Genomic DNA, 12,808 nt, shown 5'->3' on the forward strand with positions numbered 1-12,808 from the left:
GCTTAACCGGGAATTTTCTCGATTAATATCTCATTGCCCTCTTTGTCATAATAGGTACAGGTCATTTCGATGATGTCAACACGCCATTTTGCAATTCCGGATTGAGCAGCATGGTTGCAGAAGGTTAAATAATCAGTTTGGCCATCCTGATGCATCACTAGAAACTCAATAAAACGTTCTTTATTAGCAAAAGGAGCGACCTGAATTTCAGGATATTTTTCGTCTGCTGAAACTTTGTAATTATTTACGCCATAATATTCAACATTTCCATTGTTGACAAAAGTGTCATAACCTTTTACGCCCAAAATGATAAGGTCTTGTATATAATTAGGGAAATCAGAACCAGATTGTACTTTGGCATGCGCTTCTTTTATTTGTTCGATTGTAAACATATATTTTAGTTTTAGTTTGTTTAATGAGTTTGCCACTAATTTTTATTTGAATGACGCTAAATTATAATTTGTGTAATTACTTCGTCTGTTCCCTTCGGTCAGGTTGTGGCGAAAAAATTTATTGTTTCAAAAATACGATTAATGGTTTTATAAATTGATCAAAAGATTCAATATGCGGTAAATGTCCGGTATTGGGAATTTCGACCAATCTTGAGTTGGGAATTGTTTTTTGTGTTTTTTTACCCAATTCCAGATAATTGCCCATAGTTTTTCTAACTTCTTCAGATACCAGCGGTTTTCCTATGGCTGTTTTATCTCTTGTTCCGATAATTAAAAGTGTTGGACTTTTGATATTTTTAAATTCGTATAAAACAGGCTGCGTAAAAATCATATCATACATCAAGGCTGAGTTCCATGCTACTTTTGCATAATCTGGAGCTGTGGTCCAGCCAGCGCCGAGTTCAGCCCATTTTTGAAAATCAGCGTTCCATTTTCCATCATAATAATTCGCCATTTGATAGCTTTTTATGTTTTGATAGTTTTGTTTTAACTCTGATTCATACCACCAATCTACGGGTTTATAAGGTACTACTAGTTTCCAGTCTTCTAAACCAATTGGGTTTTCGAGCACTAATTTTTCAGTAGTTTCAGGATACATCAAGGCAAATCTTGTTGCTAACATTCCACCCATTGAATGTCCTAATACGGTTGTTTTCTGAATTCCTAAATGATCTAGCAATTTCTTTGTATTCTCAGCCAATTGCTGAAAAGTATATTGGTAATTATCCGGCTTAGATGATTTTCCAAAACCTATCTGGTCAGGAACAATTACCCTAAAACCCTCTTTTGTTAATGCCTTTATAGTAGATTCCCAATAGGCTCCGTTGAAATTTTTGCCATGCAGTAAAACTATATTCCTGTTGTTGTAGTTAGCAGGTTTGATATCCATATACGCCATTTTAAGATATTGACGCTGATTGTTTAATTCTAAAAATTGTACGGGAAATGGATATTGATAATTGGTTAGATTAATGTCAAGCGCCTTTATATTTTCTTGCTGCGAAAAGCAAAAAAACGGAAGTAAAAGCAGTATAAGTTTTATGTTTTTCATTTTCTGAATGTATTTCGTTTGGAGTAATTATAAAATTAAAGCTAACGATTTTAAAATCAAAGAATAAAATCTTAAAGTTCTCAAAAAAAAAACAGGAGAAGTTGCCCTATGTTTTTATTGTTTTTTTAAGGTCACGACTTGTTGGGGATAAGGAATGTCAATATTAGCTTCATCAAAACGTTTTTTGATACTTTGCAGTAAATCGCAATACATTATGAACCCATCTGTAGAATTTTTTGCCCATGCCCATGCTTTTAATGTTACGCTGGAATCTGCCAGAGCAACTACACGAGCAACAACTAAAGGTGTTTTTTGTTTTTTATTCTCTGCCGTTCTGGTATCTATAAAAAGTGGATGTCTGGCGATTTCTTCCTGCATGATGGCTAATGCATTTTCGATATTAGAATCATAGCCGATCCCAATTTCGATTATTTTGCAGCATTTGGTGTCATGCATATTGGTGTTGACAATAATCTGATTGCTGATAACAGAATTGGGTATGATGATTCGGTTATTTTCAGCATCTTTCAGAACCACTTGTCTTAAATTAATATCTTCGACTGTGCCCACAAAATTATTGATCGTAATTTTATCGTTGATTCGGAAAGGTTTAAAAATCACTAGAAAAATTCCGCTTACGATATTGCTCAAAGCTTGTTGAGAAGCCAAACCGGCCACTAAGGAAATAACTCCGGCTCCGGCTAAAAAGGAATGCCCGATAATTTTAAATTCGGGAATTTGTATTAACGCAAAGGCAAATCCTAAAATATAAATTACGGTTATGATTAAGTGTTTTAAAAATCTAAAACCTGTCGCATCATATTCTTTGTCCGTTAATTTACGATACAAAAAATAGCGAAGAACTTTGTCTGTCACCGCGCCCAAAATAATTGTTACAAATCCAATTATAGCGATAATGATAATTATTCTGAAGTCTTTTGCGTAATCGATCATGAGTTTTGAATTTTAAAAAATCCAAAAGACATATATATAAAATATAGTTTTTTGGATTTGATAAAGTTATGAAAAATGAATTTTATTTTATAAACCAACGAAGTCGTCACTTTTTGGAAAAATACTCAAAGCCTGAATAGCAATTTCAGGAGTTGGAGAAGCTAGTTTTCGAAGTTTTGTATCCATCCAGGCGCCATCAACGGTAATAACAGCACAAAGTGTGTCATCATCTTTTCTAAATTCGTGAACGATTGACCAGCGCGAAGCATCGGCTTTCATTTTTGATGTTTTCGTATGAAGGAATATTTTATCAGAAAGTTTTAGTTCTTTTCTAAAAACACATTCTTCTCTAAATAAAACAGGTCCAAAACTTTGCGTTTGCATCACTTTTAAGGTTAAACCCAGTTCTTCAAGAATTTCAATACGATGTTGTGCACCAAAATCATAATAAGCACTATGACGAACGTGAAAATTTGGGTCAAGATCAGACCAGCGAAAAGATAATTCTTTAATAAATGAAGCCATTTTATATTTGTATTTTAATGATATTGAGAATGTTTTCTGAGATTGTTTACTCGGGAAACATCGTTTTTTTATAAAACCGAATTTACAAATAAAATCACAAACAGTATATTAGAAGGTGAAAGTATTAACAATTACCTTTTTTTAATTTTGCTTTTATAAGCTTTCTAAATTATCCCATGTATATTCTATTTTGTTCAGTCGCATATAATAGGGAATAAGCAGTAAAATTTCCAGTCGTAACGGAAAATGCCCGTCATTGGTTGTAAAAGGCTGAACAAACATGGAGCCAATGCAAATGACAACTCCACAAATAGCGTCTATTTTACCAATTGAGATGGCGTTAGGTTTCTCGAACCAAAGTGAATATGCTGCAAAACCTTTGAGCAGCATTATCGCAATAATAAATATTCCTGTTGCTGAAAAAGTGGTGTTGCTTGAAAAACCGTAAAGAGATAAATGTACATATGGAGTAAAGAGATTCGTAATGACAGCACCAATAGCACAAACTGCTAAAATCATAAAAAGCCAGCAAAAAGTTTTAATCCACCATGGCAAAAGTTTTCTTCTGATGATGGCGGGTTTGTCAAATTCGTCAAAGCGGCTTTCTAATTCCTGATTCATTGTATTGATTTTGTTTTGAAAGTTTGATTGCAATTATATTACCTGGAAAATAACCAAAATCATGACCGTTAACTGTAAACCTACAATGATCCAAAAGAAATTTCGGGTTGGTTTTGAAATACTTTTTAAACCTTCTATTATTTTATTTTTAATAATCTCAGTAAAGCTTACATTTTCATCCCTGAAATCAACATCATCAAGATTCACTTTTTTAAAACCGTAGATAATGATTTTCTTTAGCCACTTGTTTTCTTTTGAATCCCTGATTTCCTGTATAAGCTTGAGTTTTAATTTAGTTTTATCAGTTCCTTTTTTTAATAAATCAGGCTGTTTAGATTTGATTTTATCGAGAACTTTATCAATAATAGGGAATAATAAAACTTCGCCTTTATCTGATAATAATTGATGAATGGTTTTTGAGATGATATATTTATTCCCAAGTGTAAACAATAAAAAAGGTATTGCAAATATTGAAACAACTGTCAAGGTGTAGCCAATTGGTCTTAAAGCAAATAATAGTAGTAAAATAGAAGCGCCGTCTGCATGCCCCATTCCCGTGCCGGATTGATAAATAATAGTACACAGGGAAATAACCGAGATAAAAATCAAAAATAATTGCCCGATAATATTTATTTTGATAAAACTAAATGTTGCGCTGCCGAATAGTTTAGTTGCATATTTTAAATTGTCATTCATTGAAAATTGGTTTTTTTTGGTTGGTGGTTTATGGCGTAAAAATATAGAAAAAATATTACAAATGTTAAAAGATATTCTTTATTGCATACTTTAATCTTTAATGTTTTTGTTTATAGGTAGTTAGGGTGATTAAGCAGCTATTCAGGGTTTTGATTCTTCTTCTTTTCCATCTTCTTTTCCGGCATTTAATGTTTTAACAATAAAAGGGAGGGTCAGTCCCTGACCAATCAATGTTAACAAAACAACGGCGACAGAGATAAATATAATAACGGTTCGTTCGGGAAAAGGGGTTCCGTCCTCGAGTAATTTGGGTAATCCCAAAGCAATCGCTAATGACACAATGCCACGCATTCCTGACCAGCTGATAATGATGCTGTTATTAAAGTCTAAAAGCGCATGTTCGCTAACTTTTCGTTTTCGTTTGGTATTTTGAAATGCTTTTTGAAGATTAATCTTCTGAAGAAAAATCCTTGCCATTCTAATTAGTAACGCAACAAGGGTTATGATAGCTGCGTAACCTATATAGGGCAAAATCATATCGTTAGGAATGTCTTTTAGGATATAACGAAAATTGAGTCCGATTAAGATAAAGATTAATCCATTTAATATAAAAATAATGATGTCCCAAAGGCTTCGGGATTGGTTTTTTAAACTTTCGGGAAATATCTTTTTACTGAAACGGGCAATTGTTAATCCTAGAACAACTACCGCAATTACTCCTGAAACATGCAAATGTTCTGCTATCAAATAGGTAACAAAAGGCATTAAGAGCATGAAGCTAATGGTAACTTCCACATTTTTTTTATGAACTCTGCTTAGTATAAAAGCGAGGATTTTTGCCATTACAAAACCTACAAGAAAACCACCTCCAAGCAATAGTACAAACTGCAAAGTTGCTTTCCATATTATAAAGGCAGATCCCATTACAGATGCTACTGCAAAGCGATAAGCAACAAGTGCAGAGGCATCGTTTATGAGGCTTTCGCCTTCAAGAATGGTTAAGGTTTTATGGGATAAGTTTAATCCTTTTGTGATGCTTATAGCCGCCACTGCATCTGTTGCTGATAGGATAGACCCCAATACAAAAGCTAAAGGCCAGGTCATTCCGGGAATTATATAATAAGCTACAATGGCAATACCTAATGTTGTTAGAAAAACCAATGATATGGCTAAAGCTCCAATAGTGTTAATGTTGGTTTTGAAATCCTTGGGCGAAATATTAAAAGAGGCGTCGTACAATAATGGGGGAAGAAAGAGCAGAAAGATAATTTCCGGATTTATTTCGATTTCTCCCATCGACGGAATAAAACCAATGGCTACCCCAACAATGACAAGAAGAATTGGATAAGGTAATTTTACTTTATCAGCAAAAGCAGAAAGGCCTATTACGATTGCCAGAATAAAGATGATGATACTGTAATTTTCCATTATTAGAATTTAGAAAAATGCGAATGTAATTAATATAGGTTTGACATAGCTAAATTGTTTAGTTGCCAAAAAACGAAGTTATGAAAAATGATGTTTTAAATTTGTAAAAAAAGGCCGTAGTTATTTTAGTTTAAAATTCCTGCAATACAATTTCTTACTTGTTTAGTCTTCGTTAAAAAAATTCGTAATCGAAGTTTTTTCAAAAAGATAACGTTTGACTTTTGCCTTAGTAGTTTTGGACTCTGTAGGCTCATCCTCTTTCATTGTGTTGGTCTCGTTTATTGTTATATCTCCTTTTTCAAAATTGTAAAAAAGTCCTGTATGACCACCGGCGCCTCTATATTCTGCTTCGATCATGTTGAGAATAAAATCATTTCCGAAATACTTAAATGAACCGAAAATGTTACCACCCGGTCCAATACTGTAGAGATTGATATTTAATCCTCCGTTTTCTATAGTAATATCCTCGGTATCATATATCTTATAATCTGCTTCGTTGTATTCAATTGGCATGACTATATTTGAAACTTTGTCTAAGCGATATGATTTGTCTTTATTTTGCAAAAGAATTAGCATTGGTCTTTTAGAAATATTATTTTCCTTGTATTTCAGGACAACGGCAATATCAGGGAAACCGTCATTGTTCAGATCTCCTTCTGTTTCATATTGTACTTCATAAATGCCGGTTTTAGGAAGAAAGTCTGCAATTTTATTTCCTTTTTTCGGGTAAGTTGCATCAGGTTTGTAAGGAGTGCTTTGATCTGGTTCGTCGCTTACATCTTCATAATCACGATGAGGCAGACTATCTGTAATTTCGACATTTTTTGCAGTGCTGTCAGCGTCTGTTTTCTTTTTATTAGTACACGATTGAACAGTAATCGCGAGCAGGATTAATAGGTTAAGAGTGATTTGTTTTTTCATTTCTAAAGTTTCAATCAGGAATTTTGGTTGCTTTTAGGTCGTTTTAATTCAGTTTACTGTCAAAAGCCCTGAAATTATCGATTTTTGGCAGTGGTTTTACTATGATTTTTTTAGTTGTCTTCTTTAGGATTTTTTCAGAGCCCAATGCTTTTGTTATTTCAGTCCTTTTTCCTGTCAAAAGATTAAATTCGGTTTCAGTAGTCAGATTCTGTCCATCCCAAACTACATTGGTTATCTCTTGTAATTCGAAGCTTCCATTATTGAATTTGAATTTATGCCAAAAATGATTTTTACCAATTTCAGATCCAATATATAAATACCCCTCTTCAATAATAACATCAGGAATTTGATCGCCACGATGTTTACCATTTGGGTATTGAGGCTGCATTAAATTTTCTGTAGCTACGTTCAATTTATATTTTCCGTTTTTTTGCAAAAAATAGATTTCTAGTTTCAATGGCTGCGTTTCATTTATCGTATCCATTTTGAGTAGTACCTTATCAATTAAGCCATCATTATTAAGATCACCTTCTTTGGTTCTGATTGTGACAGTAAAATTATCTTTTAAATTTTTGGTTTGTGCGTAAATCGTAATTTGAGCGAGAACAAAAAATATCAGGATCTTTTTTTTCATTTTAGTTTTTCTTGTTTGATGATTTTTTAATGTCAGAAAATTTTATATTCAGTCCACTTTGTTCAAGGTTTTTGTTAGCGTTGGTTTTATTTTGGAAATATTAAAACGAACTTTAATCGGCATAGATTTTTACACTTTTCATTTTTTCAAAATCAAGCGTTCTGTTTTTTGAACGTAATTGAATTGTCGTTTGTTTTAAATCTGGACTTATATTTAATACAATATCAATAGACTCATTAGAATTGTTTGGATCCAGTTTTTCAAAATGGCTGAATACTTCATCTTCGTCAAACTCTAGATAGGCTTCGTATTTTTTATGATTTTTTATGAAGGTATAAATCAGATAATCAGGTAAAACTTGTTTTTGATATTTCATTTTAACAACCTCTTCGTTGAATAATTCGTACTGTTCCCCGTTAAAAAAACTTAAATCCAGACTTGATTTTGTTTGGCCAAAATGATTGATCTCTACTTTCCAATTGTATTTTTTTCGGTACTTATTAGTCCAAATCCCTATTGGGATAGGTTTGCCATTATTTACTATTTTTCTGAACTGAACATTGTCCTTGCAAGTACAAGTATCTTTCAAAACTTCTTTTATTTCATCCTTTTCTACGGCATGATGAATTTCATTTTCTTTCGTATCGATTAAGTCGGCTTTGAAGACTTCCAATTCTTTAGTATTATTAGCACCTGAAATCCATAATACTACATCACCACCGGGAGCTATTCCTGCAATTAATTCACGATAATTACTTTTTGATATCGTATCTAAATTTCCACTGTAATCCCTTTTGAATCCTTTTTTGAAATATTCGGATATTTGAGCTTTGTTTAATTTTGTACTTAATTTGTAATATTTGTTTTCTAAAAACGAAAACCAGTAAAGTTCTAAACGATCCGGTAATACAATATCCGGACCGTCAGATGATTTGAAGGTGGTATCTCCATTTCCCCAATTTACTGAATAAACTTTAGCGGTTTCTAAAAGAGTATACGGAGTGCGGTCTCCTTGAACAGCGATAGTAAATTGACTTCCCGGAAGTAATTTAATCGGGTAACCTTCGGGCGTAGAAATTCCTTGCTGATAATCGTATTGTTCAGTATTATTAAAAACCTGCTCATCATTATATGTTTGCCTTTCTACAGTAGAGGTATCCCAAAGTAGGACAATGCAAACCATAATCATTAATCCAGAACTAATTACAATTGCTGATAGATTTCTTTTAAAAATAAAAGAAACTACAAGTAATAGTAAAAATTGCAGAGGAATTGCCAATAGAATTAAAAAAAAAGTAAAAACCTCTTGTGATATGTATGAGCTGTTGTGAACAATCTGGAATTGCAATAAAAATAAAAAAATCAGAATATTTATTATTCCAATGACTACTGATAGTAGAAAAATTTTAAAATAGTATTTCATCGTTTGTTTTCTCTATTACAAGATATAAGAAATAGTACAGTAAGAATGTTGGTACTCTATTGGGGTTTATTGTTGGTGTAAATGATTAGGCAATTTATTCATTCAGTTGTTTTTCTAAATTTTCAACTTCAGAAGCACCGCTTAGTCTTTTTTTAATAACATTTCCGTTTTCGTCTGTTAGGAAATGCCATGGAATTGCAAGAGATGAATTACCGTATAAATTTATTAAATCAGTATTTAATTTTTCATTTGCCCTAATATGAATCCCTTCGAGATTATAAAAATGAATCATATCGTGCCACTGGTTTTCACGACTTTCTTTGTCTATAGAAATGTAAACTATCGTAATGTTTTTTGATTTTAACAATTGATATAATTTGGTATTGTCTTTAAACTCTGCTTTGCACGGACCACACCAGGTTGCCCAGATATCAACGTAAAATTGTTTGCCATATAATCCTTTTATCGCTTCTTTTACTGAATTGACGGCTGAAGAATTGGGAATAAATTTGATTTTTTCATTCAAAGGTTCTTCTTGTTTTTTATGAAATACCAGAACAGGTATGATAACAGGCTCCAGAAAAGGAGTGTAAGGACTTGAAGGGTATTCTTTTTTGAATTGTTCAAAAAGTGTAATCAATTCTTTTTCGTAATTTTTATTGATTGTCTCAAAGTGTATATAGGCAGCAAAATAATATTCTAACTGTGGACCAGATAAGTATTTTTTTGCATTATTAATATTGTGGGTATGAGTTAGCCCTTGTTTGTTGATTTCTGAAAGTGCTGTCAGAGTAGTTCCTTCAATAATTAAATCCTTATAGCGCAAATAATTCTCGGCGTAATGAAAAAACCACGAAGAACTTAAAATCTCGGGATTGGTTACCGGATTTGATTCAAAAATTTCGCTCCAGAGTTCTTTGTATTGTTCCTCGCTAAGTTTATTTTCTTTGTAGGGTAAGTTTAAAAGATTTATAAAAGAGACACTTCCCTGTATGCCTTTGTAAAAGTATTCTCTATCTGTCCGGACAAGGTTATAAAAATTTTTAGAAATTGTTTTGTCCTTTAATAGTTTTTTAAAACCTTCTAATTCGATCTCTTGGCTTTTCTTTATTTGTTGTTTTATGTTAGAAGGAACGCTGTCTTGTAGATACTCTTTTGTTTCGACTTCAAAATGACCGCCAACACTCATTCGGTTAGGGATTTGATTGTATAGTAATTGTCCTTTTTCGTCCTTAGATGCTACTCGAAACTGGTTTTCTTTTACCTCCGTATTAATGTGTATTTTATAAATCATTCCTGGTTCAGCAATTAAGGTTCCGAATGATTTATTTTTGTTTGATAAATCGATGAAAGAAGTTTTTCCCAGAGGAAGACTTATTTGAAAATTACCTAATGAATCTGGTTGAACAGAATCAGTAAATCCAAAATAATCTATTCCGTTTATGGGTAAAGTATATTCGATTATATCGGGGAGATTTCCTGTAATTTTTCCAATAATTTCGATATGGTCTTTTTTTATCTGTCCAATTGAGTACAGAGGAAGAAGTAATAGTAAGATAAGTCTAAAATACTGTTTCATTGAAATAGAATTTGAATATTTCAAATATATAGTATTTATATGATTAATTATTGAAGGATTTAGTGTACTATGATTTTTTGAACTTAAAAGGTTTATGAAACAATTGCAACAGCCTTAGACTATTGTCGAGATACAAGCATAAAAGAAATATGAATTTCACTAATTATGACCAATTCTTTGGTGAAATTAATTTCTACGATTTGTGTACATGGTAGGATAGGAGCGTTATCCTTTATTTATGAAAAGCGACAGATAAAAAGATATAAGCGTCCAGAGGCTTTTACAGCAGGAAACAGCTTCTGATAATGACACGTAAAGTGCTGATATGCCACGAATGTCAGGTTTTGAAAATGTCATGTTGTCAGATTATTTTTTATGTACCGACAGGAAAACTGACAATTTTCTTTGGTTTTTTATATTGGCACAGAGATTGACTTATGCCACCTGAGTTATAAAATTAAGTATATCAAAATTAAATATATAAAAAATGGGTAAAATAATCGGAATTGACTTAGGTACGACGAACTCTTGTGTTTCTGTAATGGAAGGTAACGAAGCAGTTGTTATTCCTAACGCAGAAGGAAAAAGAACAACGCCATCTATCATCGCTTTTGTTGAAGGTGGAGAAATTAAAGTAGGTGATCCTGCAAAAAGACAAGCGGTAACGAATCCTACAAAAACGATTGCTTCTATTAAACGTTTTATGGGACACACTTTTGCTGAGACTACAAACGAAGCAAAAAGAGTTTCTTACAAAGTAGTTAAAGGTGACAACAATACTCCACGTGTGGATATTGACGGTCGTTTATATACTGCTCAGGAATTGTCAGCAATGACTCTTCAAAAAATGAAAAAAACTGCTGAAGACTATTTAGGTCAAACTGTAACTGAAGCGGTTATTACTGTTCCTGCTTACTTTAATGATGCACAACGTCAAGCTACGAAAGAAGCTGGTGAAATTGCAGGTCTTAAAGTTATGCGTATCATCAATGAGCCTACAGCAGCAGCTTTAGCTTATGGATTAGATAAAAAAGGAACTGATCAAAAAATTGCTGTTTACGATTTAGGTGGAGGTACTTTTGATATCTCTGTTCTTGAATTAGGAGACGGAGTTTTTGAAGTATTGTCTACAAACGGTGATACTCACTTAGGTGGAGATGATTTTGACCACGAAATTATTGACTGGTTAGCTGACGAATTTAAAGCTGAAGAAGGTATTGACTTACGTCTTGATCCAATGTCATTGCAACGTTTGAAAGAAGCTGCAGAGAAAGCAAAAATTGAATTGTCTTCTTCTTCAGAAACTGAAATCAACTTGCCATACGTTACAGCTACGGCTTCAGGACCAAAACACTTAGTAAAAAAATTATCAAGAGCTAAATTTGAGCAATTAACTGATTCATTAGTTAAACGTTCTATGGAGCCTGTTGCTAAAGCATTAAAAGATGCAGGTTTATCTACATCTGATATTGACGAAGTTATTCTTGTTGGAGGTTCTACTCGTATGCCAAGAATTGCTGAGGAAGTTGAAAAATTCTTTGGTAAAAAAGCATCTAAAGGAGTTAATCCTGATGAGGTTGTTGCAATTGGAGCAGCTATTCAAGGTGGAGTTTTATCTGGAGATGTAAAAGATGTATTGTTACTTGACGTTACACCTTTATCTTTAGGTATCGAAACTATGGGTGGTGTATTGACTAAATTAATTGAGTCTAATACTACTATTCCAACTAAAAAATCACAAGTTTTCTCTACTGCTGCTGATTCTCAACCATCTGTTGAAATTCACGTATTGCAAGGAGAAAGAGCGATGGCTGCTGATAACAAAACTATCGGTCGTTTCCACTTAGATGGTATTCCACCAGCGCCAAGAGGAGTTCCTCAAATCGAGGTTACTTTTGATATTGATGCAAATGGTATCATCAAAGTTTCTGCAACTGACAAAGGAACTGGAAAATCTCACGATATCCGTATCGAAGCTTCTTCTGGTTTAACAGCTGAAGAAATCGAAAAAATGAAAAAAGATGCTGAAGCTAACGCTGATGCTGACAAAATAGCTAAAGAAAGAGCTGAGAAATTAAACGAAGCTGACAGCATGATCTTCCAAACTGAATCTCAATTGAAAGAGTTAGGAAGCAAATTAGCTGATGATCATAAAGTTGCTGTAGAGTACGCTTTAACTGAATTGAGAATGGCTCACCAATCTCAAGACATTCCAGCTATTCAAACAGCTCTTGACAACATCAATGCAGCTTGGAAAACAGCTACAGAAGCTATGTATGCTCAAGGTGAACAAGGTCAAGGTCAACAAGCTGCTCCACAACAAGAGCAATCTGGAGACAATGTTGAAGACGTTGAATTCGAAGAAGTCAAATAAGTACTGATTAACATCAGTTAATAATAAGTGCTAAAGCGCTGTAAACATAATGTTTACAGCGCTTTTTCTTTTTATTACTTTTTTGTTTCTGGTATTTTTTAATCGTTTTTTATCATATATGTGTACCACATTTGTACCGGCACTTAAAAG

At 33.1% G+C, this 12,808-nt stretch carries 12 protein-coding genes; 1 reads left to right on the plus strand and 11 read right to left on the minus strand.

From position 1 onward, the window contains the following. Positions 1-2 precede the first annotated feature (2 nt). From NJT12_RS07700 to NJT12_RS07750, 11 genes are all read right to left on the minus strand, one after another. A complete protein-coding gene (locus NJT12_RS07700; protein ID WP_271335301.1) occupies positions 3-392 on the minus strand; it encodes a DUF1398 domain-containing protein in 390 nt (129 codons plus the stop codon). A gap of 118 nt (positions 393-510) precedes the next feature. Then, on the minus strand, positions 511-1,503 hold the full coding sequence (locus tag NJT12_RS07705) for an alpha/beta fold hydrolase (protein WP_271335302.1): 993 nt from the start codon (positions 1,501-1,503) through the stop codon (positions 511-513). A gap of 114 nt (positions 1,504-1,617) precedes the next feature. After that, positions 1,618-2,457: a mechanosensitive ion channel family protein gene (locus NJT12_RS07710; RefSeq protein ID WP_271335303.1), complete on the minus strand. Its 840-nt coding sequence runs from the start codon at positions 2,455-2,457 to the stop codon at positions 1,618-1,620. A gap of 87 nt (positions 2,458-2,544) precedes the next feature. Beyond that, the gene (locus NJT12_RS07715) at positions 2,545-2,982 is read right to left on the minus strand and encodes an acyl-CoA thioesterase (protein ID WP_271335304.1); all 438 of its coding nucleotides are present in this window, start codon (positions 2,980-2,982) and stop codon (positions 2,545-2,547) included. A 153-nt stretch (positions 2,983-3,135) separates the two neighbouring features. Then, entirely contained in the window at positions 3,136-3,603 is a 468-nt protein-coding gene (locus tag NJT12_RS07720) for a hypothetical protein (RefSeq protein ID WP_271335305.1), read from the minus strand. A gap of 33 nt (positions 3,604-3,636) precedes the next feature. Then, on the minus strand, positions 3,637-4,299 hold the full coding sequence (locus tag NJT12_RS07725; protein ID WP_271335306.1) for a hypothetical protein: 663 nt from the start codon (positions 4,297-4,299) through the stop codon (positions 3,637-3,639). 141 nt (positions 4,300-4,440) lie between these two features. Further along, positions 4,441-5,727, minus strand: a complete 1,287-nt coding sequence (locus NJT12_RS07730) for a Na+/H+ antiporter (protein WP_271335307.1) — start codon at positions 5,725-5,727, stop codon at positions 4,441-4,443. A 162-nt stretch (positions 5,728-5,889) separates the two neighbouring features. Continuing rightward, complete coding sequence (locus NJT12_RS07735; RefSeq protein ID WP_271335308.1) at positions 5,890-6,648, minus strand: hypothetical protein; 759 nt, start codon at positions 6,646-6,648, stop codon at positions 5,890-5,892. A gap of 43 nt (positions 6,649-6,691) precedes the next feature. Next, entirely contained in the window at positions 6,692-7,282 is a 591-nt protein-coding gene (locus NJT12_RS07740; RefSeq protein WP_271335309.1) for a hypothetical protein, read from the minus strand. A gap of 112 nt (positions 7,283-7,394) precedes the next feature. Further along, positions 7,395-8,561, minus strand: coding sequence for a DUF2931 family protein (locus NJT12_RS07745; RefSeq protein WP_271335310.1), 1,167 nt, complete (start codon positions 8,559-8,561; stop codon positions 7,395-7,397). Between the two features lie 238 nt (positions 8,562-8,799). Then, positions 8,800-10,284 (minus strand): redoxin family protein, encoded by a 1,485-nt coding sequence (locus NJT12_RS07750; RefSeq protein WP_271335311.1) that lies wholly within the window; start codon positions 10,282-10,284, stop codon positions 8,800-8,802. 487 nt (positions 10,285-10,771) lie between these two features. Here NJT12_RS07750 and dnaK point away from each other — a divergent pair, with 487 nt between their 5' ends. Then, positions 10,772-12,658, plus strand: a complete 1,887-nt coding sequence (gene dnaK, locus NJT12_RS07755; RefSeq protein WP_271335312.1) for a molecular chaperone DnaK — start codon at positions 10,772-10,774, stop codon at positions 12,656-12,658. Positions 12,659-12,808 lie beyond the last annotated feature (150 nt).

This window comes from Flavobacterium azizsancarii (assembly GCF_027980145.1).
Lineage (GTDB): Bacteria > Bacteroidota > Bacteroidia > Flavobacteriales > Flavobacteriaceae > Flavobacterium > Flavobacterium azizsancarii.

Coding starts and splice junctions, on each gene's coding strand:
- NJT12_RS07700 (WP_271335301.1), bottom strand. CDS start 392: ATGTTTACAATCGAACAAATAAAAGAAGCGCATGCCAAAGTACAATCT.
- NJT12_RS07705 (WP_271335302.1), bottom strand. CDS start 1,503: ATGAAAAACATAAAACTTATACTGCTTTTACTTCCGTTTTTTTGCTTT.
- NJT12_RS07710 (WP_271335303.1), bottom strand. CDS start 2,457: ATGATCGATTACGCAAAAGACTTCAGAATAATTATCATTATCGCTATA.
- NJT12_RS07715 (WP_271335304.1), bottom strand. CDS start 2,982: ATGGCTTCATTTATTAAAGAATTATCTTTTCGCTGGTCTGATCTTGAC.
- NJT12_RS07720 (WP_271335305.1), bottom strand. CDS start 3,603: ATGAATCAGGAATTAGAAAGCCGCTTTGACGAATTTGACAAACCCGCC.
- NJT12_RS07725 (WP_271335306.1), bottom strand. CDS start 4,299: ATGAATGACAATTTAAAATATGCAACTAAACTATTCGGCAGCGCAACA.
- NJT12_RS07730 (WP_271335307.1), bottom strand. CDS start 5,727: ATGGAAAATTACAGTATCATCATCTTTATTCTGGCAATCGTAATAGGC.
- NJT12_RS07735 (WP_271335308.1), bottom strand. CDS start 6,648: ATGAAAAAACAAATCACTCTTAACCTATTAATCCTGCTCGCGATTACT.
- NJT12_RS07740 (WP_271335309.1), bottom strand. CDS start 7,282: ATGAAAAAAAAGATCCTGATATTTTTTGTTCTCGCTCAAATTACGATT.
- NJT12_RS07750 (WP_271335311.1), bottom strand. CDS start 10,284: ATGAAACAGTATTTTAGACTTATCTTACTATTACTTCTTCCTCTGTAC.
- dnaK (WP_271335312.1), top strand. CDS start 10,772: ATGGGTAAAATAATCGGAATTGACTTAGGTACGACGAACTCTTGTGTT.